Below are 16992 nucleotides of genomic sequence, written 5' to 3' on the forward strand. Positions count from 1 at the left end.
GGTCCTCACACGACGCCGAAGGCGAGGCCGATGCCGATCGCCGCGCAGGCGGCGCCCATGACGCGGGCCACGCCGCGGGACCTCATGCCGAGGCCAAGCCCGACGGCGATGCCGACGGCATGGAGCAGCACGGTGGCGACGGCAAAACCGGCCATATATTCGAGGCCGCCGGCATTTTCCGGCACGTCCGTGCCATGGGCATGGCCGTGCAACAGCGCGAACAGGCCGATGATGGCGACACCGGCCGAAACAGGCAGATCGACCGCCAGCGCCACCAGCAGGCCGAGCGCCACGACGGAGGCCAGTATACCCGGCTCGACGAAGGGCAGCGGCACATGGGCCATGCCCAGGGCCGCGCCACCCAGCATCACGCCGACGAACGCCGCCGGCCAGACCCAGATCGCCTTGCCGTCCTTGAGGGCCGCCCACAGACCGACGGCGAGCATCACCGTCATGTGGTCGAGGCCCGACAGCGGATGCGTGAAGCCGGCCATGGCGGAGGAGGTCGTGCCCATACCGACATGGGCGTAGGCAGGCATCGCCGCCGCCACGAGCGGGATCGCTGAGAGGCACAGGCGTTTGACAGGGATCATCTTACTTGCCTTTCGTTTTGCGGTGTCACGCGGCCTTGCGGGGGCCGCAGCCCTCGGCCTTGAGCACGCGTTTGGTCGAAGCCGGATATTTCTTCAGCATCGCGGCGGGGCGGATCGGTCGGGCCGTAAAATTGCCGCCGCAATTCGGGCAGACGCCGCCAAGCACGCTTTCGACGCAGCCGGCGCAAAAGGTGCACTCGAAGGTGCAGATCCGCGCATCCGTCGCTTCCGGCGGCAGGTCCTTGTCACAGCATTCACAGTTCGGGCGCAGTTCAAGCATGTCTCTCTCCTCACCGGATCGGTTCGTGCACGGTCACCAGCTTGGTGCCGTCGGGAAAGGTCGCTTCCACCTGTACGTCATGGATCATCTCGGCAATGCCTTCCATCACCTGCGCGCGGCTGACGACATGGGCGCCGGCCTCCATCAGCTCGGCCACCGGGCGGCCATCGCGGGCGCCCTCGACGACGAAATCGGTGATCAGCGCGATCGCTTCCGGATGATTGAGCTTGACGCCGCGCTCCAGCCGCTTGCGCGCCACGATCGCCGCCATGGCGATCAGCAGCTTGTCCTTTTCCCTTGGCGTCAGGTTCATGCGTCTTCCTGAAATGATGCGGACACAGTCACAGTGACCATAATTTGGGCAGCCCCGCTTTTCCGTTGAGCAATCCGACGAGCGGGACCAGCCGCTGGCGCAGCTGGTAGCCGTCCCCGGCGTAAAGCCTCGCAAGAAGCTTGCCAGATGTCTTCACGGTCCAGACGCTGGCGCCACCCCGGTCGCCAATGATCTCCCTGGCCTGGTCGAGCAAGGCTTCCGCGCGCGGCGACACCAGCAGCAGCGTGGCCACGGCGATCGCGCCATTTGCTATCGCCGGACGGGCCATGATGTCGGCGATATCAGGTCCGATGCGGAAATCCTCGGCGTGGATGAGGGTTCCTTCCCTGCGGATACGCCAGCGGTCGCGAAAAGTGCCCTGTGTGGCACGTTCGCCCATGGCCAGGCGGCCGAAGACGGCCGCTTCCAGCACCAGCGCCTCGGCCCCCGCGGCAAGCTCGACGTCCAACGTACGGACAAACGCGGCGCGATCGAAGACGATGGTTTCCTGCGGCAGCCAGGCGATGCTGCCGTTCTCTCCGACGGTCAGCCTGACCCGGACTTCGGCATGGTCCGATGCGGCGCGATAGACTTTTTCGCAGGCCTGGGTCGTTATCCCCGCGCTGGCATGCGGGCCGACATCGACATCCCAGCCGAGGCGGTCGCCGCCGGTCAGCCCGCCGGCGGTGTTGATCAGGACGGCCTCCAGCGGGCCGGCCGAAACATACGGCAGCCTTATCTTGGCGGAGCCGTCCTGATAGAGGCGCCGCAGCCGCGTGCGGCCGTCAATGCTGGCGCAACCTAGCCGCGCCTTGCCCGCCGCGCGCTGGGCCAGCTGACCTGAAAACTTGGTATTTTCGATCGTATCCACGCCGTCAGGTTAAGCACTGTGGCGCTTTTGTCGACATATAGCTTGTTGCTTGATGGCGTTTCCGTTTCTATAGAGGGAACCACCTTGGTACGGTCAGGCGACGCTTGGCGGAGGGATAAGGCGAAGATCGCGGCCTGATATCGAGGACAAGAAGGCGCCGTTCAGTTGGCGTCGGGAAACGACACAGTGGGGAAGAAACCGAATGGCTGACCAGCTGGCAGCGGACATCATCGATAAGATCAAGGCCCATGCCGAGCCGGGCGGCGAGGACATCACCACCACAACCGAATTGACGGCGCTCGGCATCCATTCGCTGGAGCTGACCGAGATCATCTTCGACCTCGAGGAGCAATATGGCATCGAGATCGAGATGAACACGGTCGACGCCTGGAGCAACCTGAAGAACGTCGGCGACATGGTCGAGGCCGTTCGCGCGCTGATCGCGAAAAAAGCCTGACCGAATGCTGAAGCGCGTCGTCATTACCGGCATCGGTGGACTGTGCGGATTGGGCACCGATGCGCAGGCAATCTGGGCCGAGATGCGGGCCGGCCGGTCGGCGATTGGCCCGATCGACAACCCCTTCCTGCACGACCTGAAGGTCAAGACCGGCTGCGAAATCAAAGCCCTGCCGGATCACGGCATCGAGCGCAAGCAACTGGTGTCGATGGATCGCTTCAGCCTGCTGGCGGTGCTAGCGGCGAAAGAAGCCATGCGGCAGTCCGGATTGGTCCCGCATGCGGACAACACCTATCGGATGGGAACCATTGTCGGTGTTGGCGTCTGCGGCTTCGAGACCGTCGAGGAGAATTATCGCGCCATCCTGCTCGAGGGCAAGAATCGCGCCGGTATCTTCACCGTTCCAAGAGTGATGCCGGGCGCCGCCGCCGGTCAGGTCAGCATGCATCTGGGTTTGCGCGGACCGGTGTTCGGCGTCACTTCGGCCTGTTCGTCGGCCAATCATGCCATCGCATCGGCGGTCGACCAGATCAGGCTCGGGCGCGCCGACGTGATGGTGGCCGGGGGCACCGATGCGCCGCTGGTGTGGGGCGTGCTGAAGGGCTGGGAGGCGCTGCGTGTGCTTTCGCCCGACACATGCAGGCCGTTCTCGGCCGACCGCCAGGGGCTGGTGCTGGGCGAAGGCGCCGGCATGGCGGTTCTGGAAAGCTACGACCATGCGATGGCACGCGGCGCCACCATTTTGGCTGAAATCGCCGGCGCCGGCCTTTCGGCCGATGCCTCCGATATCGTCGCGCCGACCGTCGAGGGGCCGGAAGCGGCGATGCGCTTCTGCCTGGCGGATGCCGGGCTCAATCCCGAAGACATCGACTACCTTAACGCGCACGGCACCGGCACCAAGGCCAACGACCAGATCGAAACCCTCGCGATCAAGCGCGTCTTCGGCGACCATGCGCGCGCGCTATCCGTCTCCTCGACCAAGTCGATGCACGCGCATTGCCTCGGCGCCTCGGGCGGGCTGGAGATGATCGCCTGCGTCATGGCGATCCGCGAAGGCGTCGTGCCGCCAACGGCGAATTACCGCGAGGCCGATCCCGACTGCGATCTCGACGTCACGCCGAATGTCGCGCGCGAGCGCAAGGTGCGCGCCGCCATCAGCAATGGCTTTGCCTTTGGCGGCACCAATGCCGTGCTGGCCTTCAAGGCAATCTGACCCCGGGCGGTTACCACCGGCCGGGCGGTCACCACCTGGCCGCGCGGTCACCACCGTTCGCGCGGTCCGAATTGGGTGACTGTCCGTGCGTGGTGAAAGCGGCGCCGCCATATTGATCCGGCCTCGCCGCAGCCCTAATTCTTGGCCGACCCGCCAATATCGCACCGCTTGGTGCGCATCCCCCCGCTCAGGAGTTCCCGATGGCCGACCTGTCCGCCTTTCCGATCGCAAGCCGCTGGCCGGCCAAGCATCCGGACCAGATCCAGCTCTATTCGGCAACGACGCCGAACGGCGTGAAGATCTCGATCGCGCTGGAGGAAATCGGCCTGCCCTATGAGCCGCACCTGATCAACATCGGCAAGAACGAGAGCTGGACCCCGGAATTCCTGTCGCTCAATCCCAACGGCAAGATCCCGGCGATCATCGATCCCGACGGACCGGACGGTGCGCCGATCGGCCTGTTCGAATCCGGTGCGATCCTGCTCTACCTGGCGGAAAAGACCGGCCTGCTCATGCCTGTCGACGCGGCGCGGCGCTACGAGACGATCCAGTGGGTCTTCTTCCAGATGGCGGCGATTGGGCCGATGTTCGGCCAGGTCGGGTTCTTTCACAAATTCGCCGGCCGCGAGATCGCCGACAAGCGGCCGCTGGAGCGCTACCGCGACGAATCGCGCCGCCTGCTCGGCGTTCTCGACGTCAGGCTGAAGGGCCGCAAGTGGATCATGGACAATGACTACACCATCGCCGACATCTCGCTGCTCGGCTGGGTGCGCAACCTGATCGGCTTCTACGAAGCCCGCGATCTGGTCGGCTTCGACGATTTCGCCAATCTGGCAGCCTGGCTGGAGCGAGGCCTGGCGCGGCCGGCGGTGCAGAAAGGCCTGACCATTCCGGCGCGAGGCTGAACCTGTCAGCCCACGGGAAGAGCGGCCTACTTTGCTTTCGCCTTGGGTCCGCCCCTGCCGACCACGGAGGCGGCAAGGGATGCCACGCCCCGCGCTGTGGCCACGACCGCGCCGGCGGCGACATTGGCCGCGGTGCGAACCTTCGAGCCGCCGCCTGCTTTCGAGCCGCCGGCCACGGCCGGCTTCTTCGCCTGGGCGGGCTTGGCGGCCGCTTTCGGCACGGTCGCTTTCGACCCTGGCACGACTTTTTTCGGCGCCGCCTTGCCGAAGGCCTTCGCATCCTTGGAGCGCTGGGCGATCGCCGGGCCAGCCCCGGCCGTCGACTGCGCCCTCGGTTGTGCCGACTTGCCCCTGGCGGGCTTTTTTGCGTTTGTTGCCATCGGACGGAATCCCTCTTCTGGCATGATTGCCTGGTCGGGATAACGCGTTGTAAGTCTTAAGGTTCCGGCCGAAAAATACTGAAAATTAACCGGGTTGACCAAAGACCAGGTCGGCCGCCCGGCGCCGCGCAAGCACGCGTTCGATGTTGGGCATGTCGTTGGAGGCGATCCAGGCGCGCGCATCCGCCTCGGAACGTCCATGCTCGTGCCAGCGTTCCATCAGGCGGCGTTCGAGCTCGTTGCGCGGCACGTCGACGAAGATCGAGAAATCGAACAGCGGCGCCAGGCGCGACCACGGCTCCTCGTCTAGCAGCAGGTAATTGCCTTCCACCAGGATGAACTTGGTCTCGGCGCCGACAATTGCCGCGGCGGCGCGCGACAATTCCATGCCGCGGTCGAACACCGGAATGGCAATCTCGGCCTCGCCGGCGCGGATGCGCTTCAAAAGCGTCTCGAAGCCGCCAAAGTCGAACGTGTCGGGCGCGCCCTTTCGCGCCCGCAGACCGCGCCGCTCGAGCACGATGTCGTCATAGTGGAAGCCGTCCATGGGCACGACCTCCACCGCGCCTTCCGGCAAAAGGTCATGCAGGCTTGCCGACAGTGTCGACTTGCCGGCGCCCGGCGGCCCGGCAATGGCGACGATGAAGCGATTTGCCTTGCCGGCACGCTTGAAGATGGTGGCGGCGAGGTGGGCGATTTCGGACATTTTTCGGCTCCTTCCGCAGATTTTGGACGCATCTTGTCGGCGGTCGCTTGAAATTTCAAACCGCGATTTGCACGATTTAGAGCGACCGGTTGTGGAGTCAGCAGTGGCGACTGCGATTAGTCCGTTACGGCTTTGTCTTCAGCGCGCCGCTGGCTGGCCGATACGCAGAAATTCGCTATCGAACGGGACCTCCGATGCCGCGGCGCCAGCCAACCGCAGGTGGCCACCCGCCGTGGTGATCGCGCGCGGAGGCTCGCCACCCGACAGGGGCAACGCACCGATGACATGGCGGAACGAGACGCCGCGATCCTGGCCGAGCGCGAACGCGGTCGCCACGCCCTCGCGCTTCAGCCAGTTGTCGCCAAGCGAGGCGGCGTGGCCGACCGCGGTGCGCCCATCCTCGATGCCGAGCACGCCGAGATGGCGGCCGCTCCACGGCGCGTAGTCGCGCCCGCCATTGCTGAACCAGAGCATGGTAACAGGCAGTTCGGCCGGGTTCTTCAGCACCAGCACCAGATCGTCCTCGGCCTGGCGCGCCAGCGCGGTCCAGCCCGGCCCGCCATGGTCGGCCTCGACCAGGGTGAGGAAATCCTCGCGCCGGTCATCCATGCGGTAATCCGCCAGATCGAGCGTGCCGCCGCCGGCAGCAGGGAAATGCCCGAGGTCCGACGACCGACCGGGGTAGGCCAGCATGAAGCGGCCGCGCACGGGGTCCGGCTCCAGCGGGTCGGCTGGCGTGGCGGCAAACCGCTTCGGCGAGAAAGCCAGCCTGCCGCCGCCTTTCATTGCCGTCATCGGGTGATGGGCGACCGAGATCGCGCCGGACCCGCCGGAAAACACATGTTCCTGGTAGAGGAAAGGATGGCCGTCGCGCAGCGTGAAAATCTTGTCGACGCTGGCGCCCATCACCTTATGGCGCAGCCGGAAGACCGCGCGCCAGCCACCATCCGTGGCGCCGCTGTCGACCACATCCCAGGCGCTGTTGGCCGGCCAGCCATGCAGCGGCGCCTCCTCGACATCGCTGCGCGAAAACGGCGCGCACAGAAAGTCGCCGGAGAGCCGGACGGTGCCCCGCGGCAGGTCCGGAGGCAGCGTCTCGCCCGCGTCGATCCAGGGTGCGCGGTGCAGCGGCTTCAACCGGCGCGCGCCGCTCTCGATGATCATGTCGGCGATGTGGCCGACTGTGAGGTCGAGCGAAACCGAAATGCCCTTGGCGTTGATCGTGACTGTATCCATGGCTCTCTCACCCGAATCCGAAGAGTGCCAAGAAGAACCCGTTCGGCGCACCGCGCAAGCGCGCGGGCGCGTATTTTGCATCGGTTTTGCGCTCGCCGTCGTCGGAAAATGCGAGCTCTATTGCCGCTTGTAGTCCCGCACCGGCGATTTCGTCCCGTCGGTATAGGTCACCTGCACCGACATCGAGGTCACGCCTTCGGCGACCTTGAAATAGGGCTGGAAATCATCGGGGATGGCGTAGGGATCCCTGGCATTGCAGGGCGGCATGGGAAGGGTCTTGTCGAGCGCGGCACCATTCAGGCTGTAATGCACTTCCTTGATGGCGCAGCGGTAGGACAGCATCTGCGTGAAATAGACCAGCCCATGATTGCCGCTGGCGTCGAAGGCGATCCATGAGGTCCAGAACTGGTCGAGGATCTGCTTGTTGCCCTGTTGCAGGGCGGCATCCGGGTCGAAGCCTATGTCGAACGGGCCAGTCTCGCGCCCCCTGATGTCGAGATATTTGATCGCGATCGTGGTCTGCGCCGTGCTGTCGGGCAATTCGAAGCTCGGATTGGGCATCGGCTTGCCGGTTCGCTGGTCGTTGAGCGCCAGCAAGCCGGTGTCGGTGAAGGGGCCGGTGCCGCCAAGACGCCAGGATATCGCGGTCGCCGGCTCGGGCAGCGAAATGGTCATCGACCAGCCCTGGTTGGAACGCATCGGCGTCAGCGACGGCGCGAAGCGGGCGGGGTCGAGCACGTCGCCAAGGGCCGCCAGCCGGCTGCGGCCGCGGTCCAGCCAGTCGGCAAGCTGGGTCTGGTCGACGAAATATCCGAGCAGCCCGCCATCCTTCTCGTAAGAGACGAACTTGGTCAGCGCCTGGGCTTCGCTGCGCTTATCGGCCAGCGTCTGGCTGCCGAGCCGATCCTCCGAGAACTCCTGCGCCAACAGGAAATAGGCCGGCGCATAGTCCGGATTGGCCGCGATGAAGGCGTTGAGCTTGTCGAGCCGCTGGGTATCGTCGAACTGCAGCAGGTGGACGAGCTTGATCGATGGCGCCTTGGCTTTCTCCGCGAGCTGGCCGAACACCTCGCGGGCGCCGGCCTTGCCATCCTGGACCCGCAGAAGTGTGGCAAAGCGCGTATAGGGGTCGATGGCGTCGACATCGAAGCCGGCAAAGGCGAGGTAGGAGCGCCGCGCGTTGAGCATGTCGCCCGAGAGCTCGTAGACGCGGGCATTGTGGTAGAACTCGTCCGGCCGCTTCGGCTCGGCGATGGCGCCGCCTTGCGCGGCCAAGGTGGCAAACCCCTTGGCTATCGTGTCGATCGAGGCGGCGATCTGCTCAGTCGTCGCCTGAAGCTTTTCGGCCTGGGCCACTTGCTGCTGCTGGCCGCCCACGAGTGTCTCGGTGGTTTGCTTGACCGCTTCGACGGTCCTTTGCGTCGCGGCGCCTTGGGCCGCTTGCTGCTGCTGGGCGGAGGCGATCTGATCGGTTTTCTGGGCAACCGTGTCGGTCGATTTCTTGACCTCTTCGACGGTCTTCTGGGTTTGCGTGACCGTCTGCTCGATCCTGGCCACCTTTTCGGCGACGATGCCCATCGACTGCTGCAGTTGCGCGATCGCCGGCACCAGGCTGGCGATGATGCCGCTCTGCGAATTGGTCTCCTTCTGCACGGCGTAGACGCCGCCGGCAACCGCCGCCGCACTGGTGGCGAACACCAGCGCCGGCAGCGCCTTGGCCGCCAGCACGAGCCTGAGCACGATGGCAATGGCGATGATGACGGCCGCGATCGAGGCAGCCAGCGCGATATAGGCGGCGAACGGCGCCAGCGGGTTGAGGATGTCGGAAACGGCGCCGCCGATGAAGGCGATGCTGCCGGCCCATTTGCCGGTGCGGCTGAGCGACGCCCTGATCAATGACGGCGCGGCGCCAGCCCCAATGTCAGCCATTTTGCGAGCCCCCCTGCCGCCAGATGCCACGCTCCTTCCCACGGGAAACGCTGCTTTGGCAAGGAAAGACAGGAAACGGGCGATTTCGGGGCGGTGGCAAGGCCTGGTTCCTCTTCCCCGCTTTGGCGGGTGGGGAAACAGGTCGCGCCGGCACTCGACATTCCCGGGGCTAACCGGCATTAACCAAATGGACGCACCCGCCGCGTTACGTTAGCTTCGCCTTATCTCAGCAACAGCATCGCCAGAACAGTCCAGCCCTTGTCCTTGCCGCGTCTCTTTCCGCTCTTCCAGAAAATCCTGGCTGTCCTGGCCCTGGCGGCCCTGATCGCCGGCTGCTCGACCACGGCTCCGCCCGACAGCGTTCTGGCCGTGCCGGCGCCGCCGCAGAAATACGCGGCCATCGTCGTCGATGGAAAGAGCGGCAAGCAGCTGTTCGAGGTCAATTCGACGGCGCAGCGTTATCCGGCCTCGCTGACCAAGATGATGACGCTCTATCTGCTGTTCGAGGCGATGGAGACCGGCCGCGTCACCAAGGAAACGCAGATCCCGGTTTCCGACCACGCCGCCTCGCAGCCGCCGACCAAGATGCGTTTCCGGCGCGGGGAGACGATCGACGTCGATTCCGCCATCCGCGCCATCGTCGTCAAATCGGCCAATGACGTGGCCGTGGCGGTGGGCGAATATCTCGGCGGCTCTGAAGACCAGTTCGCCGCCATGATGACATCCAAGGCGCGCCAGCTTGGCATGAACAGCACCACCTTCCGCAACGCATCGGGCCTGCCCGACGACGGCCAGATGACGACCGCCCACGACATGGCGGTGCTCGGCATGTCACTGCAGCGGCGCTTCCCGCAGCACTTCCATTATTTCTCCGAAAGCGACTTCATGTTTCGCGGCCGGCTGGTGCGCGGCCATAATGACATGCTCGGCCGCGTGCGCGGCGTGAACGGCATCAAGACAGGCTATATCAGGGCTTCCGGCTTCAACATCGTCACCTCCTACGATGCCGACGGCCGCCAGCTGATCGTGGTGGTGATGGGCGCCGACAGTGCCCGCCAGCGCAACGACCATGTCGAAGCGCTGATCCAGCGCAGCCTGTCGCCCACCATGGCCGACACCAAGACCAGGCTGATGTTCGCCGAACAGCAGTGAAGTGAGGCGTGATCCGCGCAGCGGACAAAAAGCCAATTGCCTGGCTTTGTGAACGATGAACGGTGAAGACACGGTCCGCCCTTGGGTGGACGCCGACCCAAGTCGTGCCTTGGTCACTGTAAAAACCTTGCAGCCGGCTACCATCTTGCGACTGTCACGCAATCGTGCGGAAGACGTGGCATAGGCTGCGAATCCGACAGTGGATAAGCGCCGTCGCCTCAGCGTATCCTAACTTGCAGCGCAGGAGCCCATCATGAGCACCGTTCCCAAGGCATCCGAGCAGACGTCGGCCGACAATGAGAACGACAGCGGCGGCGAGTATTTCGAGGCGCCGACCACGCAAGAGGATTTGCACGAGGTTTCCGACGAGCATTTCGACACGCCCGAAGTGCCGGATTCCGAGCCATCAGGCCCCGGTGGGTCGCGGCTAAAGCCGAAGAAAAAGCCGTCGGCGATCTCGGGCCGCAAATTCCGCAAGCGCGACCTTGTGCGCATCGACACGCTGCGCCCGAGCCTCGCCGACCGCATTCATTCGGACCACCCCGACCTGCCCAAGGGCGCACGCATCAGCCGCGAGGAGCTCGGCCGCTACCGCATGCGCTACATGGAGGAGCTCTTACAGCAGGAGCACGGCGAATTCTCCGAGCTCGACCGCCAGGTGGTGGAATCGATCGCCCGGCAGGACACGATTTCGGAAAACAGCGAAGAAGAGTTCGAAGAACACCGCTCCTTCGCCGACCGCGTTTCCGACAACATGGCCGCCTTCGGCGGCAGCTGGTGGTTCCTGATCTCGTTCGCCAGTGTGCTCCTGGTGTGGATCGGCATCAACCTGATTGCCGGCATGGCGGGGGCCTTCGATCCCTACCCCTTCATCCTGCTCAACCTGCTGCTCTCCTGCATCGCCGCCGTCCAGGCGCCGATCATCATGATGAGCCAGAGACGGACGGAGGCCAAGGATCGGCTGCGCTCCTTCAACGACTACCGCGTCAACCTCAAGGCCGAACTGGAAGTCCGCCACCTGCACGAAAAGCTCGACTACCTCATCTCGCGGCAATGGACGCGGCTGGCCGAGATGCAGCAGATGCAGCTCGATGCCATGCATGAGCTGGCGAGCGCCAAGAAGGCAAAGCGGGCGGTGCGCGGGCGGCGGCCGGTGAAGAGCCCGGTAGAGCAGTGAGGGGGTGAGGAGTGGTCTGTGTAGCGGACGAAAAGCCAACTGCTTGGCCTTTCGAGCTTCGAACGCCCTGAGCCTGCGAAGGGCAGGATGCCGTACGCGAGGCCCAGACGCATCAAGCCAAGTTCGCAACGCCGCCAATTGCCCGTTGAAGCCCGCGCCCGCTTCCGCTAAGAAGCCGTGACTTGCCGGTTCGCCGGCTGGTTCGTTTTCCGGGCTCTTCGCCTTGAAAGCACCCGTAGCTCAGCTGGATAGAGCGCTGCCCTCCGAAGGCAGAGGTCACAGGTTCGAATCCTGTCGGGTGCGCCATGCTTCCAAGGGGGTCCGTTCCGGACACATAGGTTACGGTTTATACCGGAGACATGGGTAACACTTTTGGCCCGAACGGGTTTTGGAGCCAGACTTGGCCACAACCACCACCAGACGTGTCCTGATCACCGGCGCCGGCGCGGCTGACGGCATCGGCTTTGCCATTGCGCGGCAGTTTGGCCGGGCCGGGCATGCGGTTTTCCTGACCGGCGCCAGCGCGCGGGTGCTGGAGCGCGCTGGCGAGCTTCGCGGCGATGGCGTCGATGCCACGGCCGCGGTCGCCGATCTTACCATCGCGACGGAGGTGGAGCGGCTGCGGGCCGAGGTCGGCGCTGTCGATATCCTGGTCAACAATGCCGGCATGGGATCGCTGGCGTCGCCGTCCGTGGACAAGACGTTCCTGGCGATGAGCGAGGCCGAGTGGGACCGGGGCATCGAGACCAGCCTGAAGACCGCGTTTCTCGTCACCAGGGCGTTTCTGCCGGCGATGGTCGAAACGGGGTATGGGCGCATCGTCAACGTCGCGTCGGTGACCGGGCCGCTGGTCTCCTACCAGGGCACCGCCGCCTATTCCGCGGCGAAGGCCGGCATGGTCGGCCTGACCCGGACATTGGCGCTGGAAGCGGCGCGCCACGGGGTCACCGCCAATGCCGTCGCGCCCGGCTGGATCGAAACCGGCGCGTCGAGCGAGGCGGAGCGGATGGCGGCCCTGCATGCGCCGCCGGGCCGCGCCGGCCGGCCCGACGAGGTCGCGGCGGCGGTCGTGTTCCTGGCTTCCGAGAGCGCCAGCTATATCAACGGCGCCTTGCTGGTGGTCGATGGCGGCAACAGCCTTGAAGAACGCAAGGGATAGACGGCGCGGCCAGTCTCATGCCTTGGCGGATTTCCACCTTGGCGCAACTCCTTCCACCGTAATGAAGTGTAACCTCTATTCTCGTTAGAAATTTCCCCGCCGCCACCTGGCCGCTGGCACCGTCACTTGACTCAACCATCAGCCTGCACTAATCATAAGTCATGACTGTTGATAGCGCACAGCTTGCCGCCCTGGGCGATCCGACCCGAAGGCAGATTTTCGAGCTGATCGCGGAGCGTCCGCGCTCGGTGGCGGAGGTCACGCGGCAGGTCAGCGTGTCGCAGTCCGCGGTGTCGCAGCATCTCAAGGTGCTTCGCGACTCGCGGCTGGTGCGCGCGGAGCCGAAGGGCGCCAGCAACGTCTACCACATCGATCCGCACGGGCTGGGCCAGATGCGCGCCTGGCTCGACCGGTTCTGGAGCAAGACGCTCGCGGCCTACAAGCTGGCCGTCGAGACCCCACCAGAGGAGTGACCATGAACACCCAGATCCCCATCGCCTCCGTGAAACAATCCGTCGTCGTCGAGGCGCCGATCGAGCGCGCCTTCAAGGTCTTCACCGAGGATTTCGGCAGTTTCAAACCGCCCGAGCATAACCTGCTTGCAGCCCAGATCGCCGAGACGGTGTTCGAGCCTCGCGTCGGCGGCCACGTCTATGACCGCGGCGTCGACGGCAGCGAGTGCCGCTGGGCGCGCGTGCTGGCCTATGAGCCCCCCAACCGCGTGCTCCTGAGCTGGGACATCAGCCCGCAATGGCGCATCGAGACCGATCCGGCCAAGACCAGCGAGTGGGAAGTGCGGTTCACCGCCGAAACGGCTGGGCGTACCCGCGTCGAGATCGAGCACCGCAACCTGGAGCGCCATGGCCAGGGCTGGGAAGGTGTGCGCGACAGCGTCGCCGGCGATCAGGGCTGGCCGCTTTACCTGCAGCGCTATGCCGATCTGGTTGCTCGGCAGGCCTGATCGCGGTTCAAAGGCGCTTCGCCGCCTGGGTGGTCAGGGCGCCACGCCCCTGCACGCCCAGGCGACATTGGCGAACGACCTCGGGCCGTCCGGTCGCCCGGCCTGATAGGCATCGCGGACGGCAGCCTCGGTGCGCTCGCGCTCGGCTGCCTCCAGCGTGGTCACGTATTTGCCGAGCGGGCCCTCGCCGGCTGAAATCGGCGCCCAGTAATCGGCGAAGTCCTGGTAATCCATGCGGATCATCAGCTCGGTTTCGGTCACGTCGGCCAGCCCCTGCTCGATGAAGGTCCGCTTCATTTCGCCGGGCTGCATCATCGGCTGGAAGCAATAGCGGCCGCGCAGCTGGCGCCCGCTCTCGCTGAGCGCGGCGACCGTGTCGATCATCATGCGCATGCCCGCCATGCCGCCGAGATGGTCCCACACCACGGCCGCGACCACGCCGCCCGGCCGCGTCACCCGGCGCATTTCGGCAACCGCCTTGCCGGCTTCCGGCACGAAGTGAAGCACCAGCAGCGCCAACGCGCGGTCGAACGCATTGTCGGCGAACGGCAAGGCGGTGGCGTCGGCCTGCGATATCTCGATGCGCGGATCGGTGTTGCGTCGCTTTGCGGCCTCGACGAAAACAGGCGAAAAGTCGATGGCCGCGATCGCCGCGAGGTCGGCGGATTTCGCCAGTTCGAACGCCAGGCTGCCGGTGCCGCAGCCGACGTCGAGGATCTTTTCGCTGGGGGCGAGCCCGGCGAAGCCGATGAAGCTGGGCGCGAGCTTTCGGCTCCAGCGGCCCATCAGTTGCTCATAGCCGGACGCGTCATGAACGGTGAAACTCGACGTCATATGCCCCTCCCTTGGCTGCGGGCGCAGGCTAGACCTCTATCAGGATGAAGCCAAGGCAGGGGAGCACGGCGGACGCCTGCCTCCGAGTGCGGGAGGAAAAGTCCGGCTCTTATGCGACACCCTTGAATGCCGCCACGCTCTCGCGCTCCACCAGCGGGCATTCCAGCTTGGTGATTGGATGTCGCCCCCGCCCCACTATCGCAGGCGCTTCCAGCTGCTCGATCGCCCATTGGCCCATGGCCATGTGCGGAAGGATCGACGTCGTCAGCGGCGGGAACAAATGCCGGGCGATTTCCTCGTCGTCATAGCCAACGACCGAGATGTCGGCGGGAATGTGCAGGCCGGCTTCCTTCAGGGCTTCGTAGCAGCCGATCGCGGTGCGGTCGTTCTGGCAGAAGATGGCGGTCGGGCGGTCCTTCAGGGCCAAGAGCTTCACTGTCGCGGCGTAGCCGGCGCTGGCCGACCAGTCGCCCTCGACCACCAGTTCGGGGTCGAAGGGGATGTCGGCGGTGGCGAGCGCGCGGCGGTAGCCTTTCAGCCGGTCCTGTGCTGCCTGCATCCAGGGTTCGCCCGTGATGGTGGCGATGCGGCGGTGGCCGTGGCTGATCAGGTGTCGCGTCGAGCTCTGGCCGCCGGCGATTTCGGAGGGCACCACGGCGGGGAATGCATAGTCCGCCGTGTAGCAGTTGAGCAGGATGACCGGGATGTCGAGGCCGTAGAGGAAATCGGGCGCCGTGATTTCGCGGGTGAAGATGGTCATGTAGATCAATGCCGAAATGCCGCGCCTGGTCAGCGCCGAGATGGCGCGCGGCTCCATCACGGCGTCGCCCATGGTCTGCGCCACCAGAAGCACGTTGCCGGCATTCCACGAGGCCTGGCGCGCGCCTTCGATGGCGACCACCGCTTCCGGGCTGGTGGCGAGCTGGTCGACGGCGAAGCCGATCACGCCGTCAAGTCCCTCGAAGGCCGGGCCATCAAAAGCCGCAACGGGCTTCAGCGCGGAGAAGGCGGGGGCGCTGTAGCCGAGCGCGCGCGCCGCCTCGATTACCCGCTCCCGCGTCTGCCGCGACAGGCGAATGCCAGGTGAATTGTTGAGCACGAAGGAAACCGTCGCCTGCGAGCAGCCGGCGGCGCGTGCGATGTCGGTCATGGTGACGCGGCCCTTGGGCTTTGCCGCCGCCTTGCGGCGCTTCCTGATGGCCTGGTCCGTCGTCTCGCTCATGCCGCCCCCAAATTCCCAGCCTGTCTAGCTGTAGCCCGCCGGGCCGACAAGATGAGGCGACGCTTCCGATTCACATGCGCATCGACCGAACTAATAACTATTACCATCCTTAGGCCCACTCCCGCCATACAGGCTCGAGCCCTCGCAAAACCAGAGGTCGCAAAGCCCCCGCTGCGTGGGATCAGCCATCACCGCGTCGGCAAACCGATTCGGCCGTGACACCAGAGCGCCACCGGAACGGTCGTTTGCTAATAGTGTTTACTAATACAAGGATGCGCTATACCGTCAATCCATCGCCTCCGGCCCCATTGGTCCGGCTGCGATGGAAGTGTCTGTGAATGGCCCGATGGGGAGCGGATATGACTTCCGCAAACCATGTCTCAGATATGTGATATGTCAGACAAATCGGACTATTTACGAACGAGGAATGAGTCTCTAAAGTCCGTGGCCGTGGCTGGTAACGACGCCATTCTTTCACTGCCGGGAACCCCTTGAGGAGGAGGGCGTCCACGCCGCAGACGGCAATTCAGGTGAGCAAGACAAATTTAGTGTGCAAGACAATCCAGTGAGCAAGTCCGGTCAGCCCTACGACTGACCAAAACGGGAGGTTGAACATGAAATCCTTGATACGCAATGCATCCGTGGCCGCCGCGGCCCTGGCTGTTGGCCTGACGGCGACGGCAATCGCGCGCGCCGACGACAAGCCGACGCTGGCCTTCGTCGTCAACGGCGCTTCCGATTTCTGGAAGGCAGCCGAAGCCGGCGTCAAGAAGGCGCAGGGCGAACTGCCCGACTACACGCTCGAACTCAAATATCCCGAACAATCCTCGGTCGCCATCCAGCAGCGGCTGATGGACGATCTGGTGACCGCCGGCGTCAAGGGCATCATGGTCTCGGCCGTAGATCCCAAGACCTCTACCGATGGCCTGAACAAGATCGCTTCGCAAACGGCGCTGTTCACCACCGATAGCGACGCGCCGCAGACCAAGCGTGTGGCCTATATCGGCTCGTCCAATGTCGACGCCGGCAAGCAGGCTGCCGAAATCGCCAAGAAGGCGATGCCGGACGGCGGCAAGTGCCTGGGCTTCGTCGGCCTGCTTGGCGCCGACAATGCCAAGGAGCGCATCCAGGGCATGAAGGACGGCCTCGCCGGCACCAAGATCGAACTCGTCGACGTGCGCGGTGACGACATCGACCAGGCGCGTGCCAAGAAGAATGTCGAGGACGCGCTGGTCGCCAGCCCCGACGTCACCTGCATGGTCGGCTTCTACTCCTACAACACGCCACGCATCTATGAAGCGCTGCGCGATGCCGGCAAGCTTGGCTCGATCACCGTCGTCGGCTTCGACGACGATCCGATCACGCTGGGCGGCGTCAAGGAAGGCACCATTGCCGCCACCGTCGTGCAGCAGCCCTTCGAATGGGCCTATCAGGGCATGAAGCTGATGGCCGCCTATCTCAAGGGTGACAAGTCGGGCATCCCGGCCGGCAATTTGATCATCATCCCGACCAAGATCATCGGCAAGGATGACGTCGACGCTTACGCCGCCAATCTCAAGGCGATGGCTGGAAACTAAGACCAGAAGCAGTTCAGCCGGCTCAAC

19 protein-coding genes and 1 tRNA gene are annotated in these 16992 nt (G+C 64.9%); 10 read left to right on the forward strand and 10 right to left on the reverse strand.

Annotated elements, in window-relative coordinates; translation table 11 throughout:
- Positions 1-5: 5 nt before the first annotated feature.
- Genes FJ527_RS24420 through FJ527_RS24435 form a run of 4 tightly spaced genes read right to left on the reverse strand, consistent with a single transcriptional unit; the run spans position 6 to position 2057 of the window.
- A complete protein-coding gene (locus FJ527_RS24420) occupies positions 6-593 on the reverse strand; it encodes a HupE/UreJ family protein (protein WP_140711790.1) in 588 nt (195 codons plus the stop codon).
- Between the two features lie 25 nt (positions 594-618).
- Positions 619-873 (reverse strand): DUF1272 domain-containing protein, encoded by a 255-nt coding sequence (locus FJ527_RS24425; protein WP_140711792.1) that lies wholly within the window; start codon positions 871-873, stop codon positions 619-621.
- A gap of 10 nt (positions 874-883) precedes the next feature.
- The gene (locus FJ527_RS24430) at positions 884-1186 is read right to left on the reverse strand and encodes an urease subunit gamma (protein WP_015314510.1); all 303 of its coding nucleotides are present in this window, start codon (positions 1184-1186) and stop codon (positions 884-886) included.
- A 28-nt stretch (positions 1187-1214) separates the two neighbouring features.
- Positions 1215-2057 carry an urease accessory protein UreD gene (locus FJ527_RS24435; protein ID WP_140711795.1) on the reverse strand — a complete coding sequence of 281 codons (843 nt, stop codon included), beginning with the start codon at positions 2055-2057 and terminating at the stop codon, positions 1215-1217.
- A gap of 202 nt (positions 2058-2259) precedes the next feature.
- On the opposite strand from FJ527_RS24435, the gene FJ527_RS24440 reads away from it, so the two are divergent.
- The 3 genes from FJ527_RS24440 (at position 2260) to FJ527_RS24450 (ending at position 4632) form a co-directional block, all read left to right on the forward strand.
- Positions 2260-2514, forward strand: coding sequence for an acyl carrier protein (locus FJ527_RS24440; protein ID WP_140824235.1), 255 nt, complete (start codon positions 2260-2262; stop codon positions 2512-2514).
- Between the two features lie 4 nt (positions 2515-2518).
- A complete protein-coding gene (locus FJ527_RS24445) occupies positions 2519-3727 on the forward strand; it encodes a beta-ketoacyl-[acyl-carrier-protein] synthase family protein (protein ID WP_015314513.1) in 1209 nt (402 codons plus the stop codon).
- Positions 3728-3927: 200 nt separating this feature from the next.
- A complete protein-coding gene (locus tag FJ527_RS24450) occupies positions 3928-4632 on the forward strand; it encodes a glutathione S-transferase N-terminal domain-containing protein (RefSeq protein WP_140615337.1) in 705 nt (234 codons plus the stop codon).
- A 26-nt stretch (positions 4633-4658) separates the two neighbouring features.
- On the opposite strand, the gene FJ527_RS24455 is transcribed toward FJ527_RS24450, so the two are convergent.
- The 4 genes from FJ527_RS24455 to FJ527_RS24470 all read right to left on the reverse strand — a co-directional run bounded on the left by FJ527_RS24455 (position 4659) and on the right by FJ527_RS24470 (position 8883).
- The gene (locus FJ527_RS24455; RefSeq protein WP_015314515.1) at positions 4659-5012 is read right to left on the reverse strand and encodes a hypothetical protein; all 354 of its coding nucleotides are present in this window, start codon (positions 5010-5012) and stop codon (positions 4659-4661) included.
- Between the two features lie 85 nt (positions 5013-5097).
- On the reverse strand, positions 5098-5718 hold the full coding sequence (locus tag FJ527_RS24460) for a nucleoside triphosphate hydrolase (protein WP_140615341.1): 621 nt from the start codon (positions 5716-5718) through the stop codon (positions 5098-5100).
- 138 nt (positions 5719-5856) lie between these two features.
- The gene (locus tag FJ527_RS24465) at positions 5857-6954 is read right to left on the reverse strand and encodes a hypothetical protein (protein ID WP_140711801.1); all 1098 of its coding nucleotides are present in this window, start codon (positions 6952-6954) and stop codon (positions 5857-5859) included.
- A 117-nt stretch (positions 6955-7071) separates the two neighbouring features.
- Positions 7072-8883, reverse strand: a complete 1812-nt coding sequence (locus tag FJ527_RS24470; RefSeq protein ID WP_181166460.1) for a methyl-accepting chemotaxis protein — start codon at positions 8881-8883, stop codon at positions 7072-7074.
- A 258-nt stretch (positions 8884-9141) separates the two neighbouring features.
- On the opposite strand from FJ527_RS24470, the gene FJ527_RS24475 reads away from it, so the two are divergent.
- The 6 genes from FJ527_RS24475 (at position 9142) to FJ527_RS24500 (ending at position 13332) form a co-directional block, all read left to right on the forward strand.
- On the forward strand, positions 9142-10035 hold the full coding sequence (locus FJ527_RS24475; protein WP_140824236.1) for a D-alanyl-D-alanine carboxypeptidase family protein: 894 nt from the start codon (positions 9142-9144) through the stop codon (positions 10033-10035).
- Positions 10036-10288: 253 nt separating this feature from the next.
- Positions 10289-11212, forward strand: coding sequence for a DUF1003 domain-containing protein (locus FJ527_RS24480; protein WP_140824237.1), 924 nt, complete (start codon positions 10289-10291; stop codon positions 11210-11212).
- Between the two features lie 229 nt (positions 11213-11441).
- Positions 11442-11518 (forward strand) — tRNA-Arg (locus tag FJ527_RS24485).
- Positions 11519-11612: 94 nt separating this feature from the next.
- Positions 11613-12371 carry an SDR family NAD(P)-dependent oxidoreductase gene (locus FJ527_RS24490; protein ID WP_140615345.1) on the forward strand — a complete coding sequence of 253 codons (759 nt, stop codon included), beginning with the start codon at positions 11613-11615 and terminating at the stop codon, positions 12369-12371.
- Between the two features lie 161 nt (positions 12372-12532).
- Complete coding sequence (locus FJ527_RS24495) at positions 12533-12844, forward strand: metalloregulator ArsR/SmtB family transcription factor (protein ID WP_015314540.1); 312 nt, start codon at positions 12533-12535, stop codon at positions 12842-12844.
- 2 nt (positions 12845-12846) lie between these two features.
- Positions 12847-13332 (forward strand): SRPBCC family protein, encoded by a 486-nt coding sequence (locus FJ527_RS24500; protein ID WP_015314541.1) that lies wholly within the window; start codon positions 12847-12849, stop codon positions 13330-13332.
- Positions 13333-13365: 33 nt separating this feature from the next.
- Here FJ527_RS24500 and FJ527_RS24505 read toward each other — a convergent pair whose 3' ends face one another.
- On the reverse strand, positions 13366-14166 hold the full coding sequence (locus FJ527_RS24505) for a class I SAM-dependent methyltransferase (RefSeq protein ID WP_140824238.1): 801 nt from the start codon (positions 14164-14166) through the stop codon (positions 13366-13368).
- A gap of 109 nt (positions 14167-14275) precedes the next feature.
- Complete coding sequence (locus tag FJ527_RS24510) at positions 14276-15388, reverse strand: LacI family DNA-binding transcriptional regulator (RefSeq protein WP_181166461.1); 1113 nt, start codon at positions 15386-15388, stop codon at positions 14276-14278.
- Positions 15389-16002: 614 nt separating this feature from the next.
- Here FJ527_RS24510 and FJ527_RS24515 point away from each other — a divergent pair.
- Positions 16003-16965, forward strand: coding sequence for a sugar-binding protein (locus FJ527_RS24515; RefSeq protein ID WP_015314544.1), 963 nt, complete (start codon positions 16003-16005; stop codon positions 16963-16965).
- The last annotated feature ends 27 nt before the right edge of the window (positions 16966-16992 follow it).

The sequence above is a fragment of the Mesorhizobium sp. B2-4-18 genome (assembly GCF_006441385.1).
Lineage (GTDB): Bacteria > Pseudomonadota > Alphaproteobacteria > Rhizobiales > Rhizobiaceae > Mesorhizobium > Mesorhizobium australicum.

What these genes read in the sequence shown, in the direction of transcription:
- FJ527_RS24420 (WP_140711790.1), bottom strand. Translation starts at nt 593, where the DNA reads ATGATCCCTGTCAAACGCCTGTGCCTCTCAGCGATCCCGCTCGTGGCG.
- FJ527_RS24425 (WP_140711792.1), bottom strand. Translation starts at nt 873, where the DNA reads ATGCTTGAACTGCGCCCGAACTGTGAATGCTGTGACAAGGACCTGCCG.
- FJ527_RS24430 (WP_015314510.1), bottom strand. Translation starts at nt 1,186, where the DNA reads ATGAACCTGACGCCAAGGGAAAAGGACAAGCTGCTGATCGCCATGGCG.
- FJ527_RS24440 (WP_140824235.1), top strand. Translation starts at nt 2,260, where the DNA reads ATGGCTGACCAGCTGGCAGCGGACATCATCGATAAGATCAAGGCCCAT.
- FJ527_RS24445 (WP_015314513.1), top strand. Translation starts at nt 2,519, where the DNA reads ATGCTGAAGCGCGTCGTCATTACCGGCATCGGTGGACTGTGCGGATTG.
- FJ527_RS24450 (WP_140615337.1), top strand. Translation starts at nt 3,928, where the DNA reads ATGGCCGACCTGTCCGCCTTTCCGATCGCAAGCCGCTGGCCGGCCAAG.
- FJ527_RS24455 (WP_015314515.1), bottom strand. Translation starts at nt 5,012, where the DNA reads ATGGCAACAAACGCAAAAAAGCCCGCCAGGGGCAAGTCGGCACAACCG.
- FJ527_RS24460 (WP_140615341.1), bottom strand. Translation starts at nt 5,718, where the DNA reads ATGTCCGAAATCGCCCACCTCGCCGCCACCATCTTCAAGCGTGCCGGC.
- FJ527_RS24465 (WP_140711801.1), bottom strand. Translation starts at nt 6,954, where the DNA reads ATGGATACAGTCACGATCAACGCCAAGGGCATTTCGGTTTCGCTCGAC.
- FJ527_RS24470 (WP_181166460.1), bottom strand. Translation starts at nt 8,883, where the DNA reads ATGGCTGACATTGGGGCTGGCGCCGCGCCGTCATTGATCAGGGCGTCG.
- FJ527_RS24480 (WP_140824237.1), top strand. Translation starts at nt 10,289, where the DNA reads ATGAGCACCGTTCCCAAGGCATCCGAGCAGACGTCGGCCGACAATGAG.
- FJ527_RS24495 (WP_015314540.1), top strand. Translation starts at nt 12,533, where the DNA reads ATGACTGTTGATAGCGCACAGCTTGCCGCCCTGGGCGATCCGACCCGA.
- FJ527_RS24500 (WP_015314541.1), top strand. Translation starts at nt 12,847, where the DNA reads ATGAACACCCAGATCCCCATCGCCTCCGTGAAACAATCCGTCGTCGTC.
- FJ527_RS24505 (WP_140824238.1), bottom strand. Translation starts at nt 14,166, where the DNA reads ATGACGTCGAGTTTCACCGTTCATGACGCGTCCGGCTATGAGCAACTG.
- FJ527_RS24510 (WP_181166461.1), bottom strand. Translation starts at nt 15,388, where the DNA reads ATGAGCGAGACGACGGACCAGGCCATCAGGAAGCGCCGCAAGGCGGCG.
- FJ527_RS24515 (WP_015314544.1), top strand. Translation starts at nt 16,003, where the DNA reads ATGAAATCCTTGATACGCAATGCATCCGTGGCCGCCGCGGCCCTGGCT.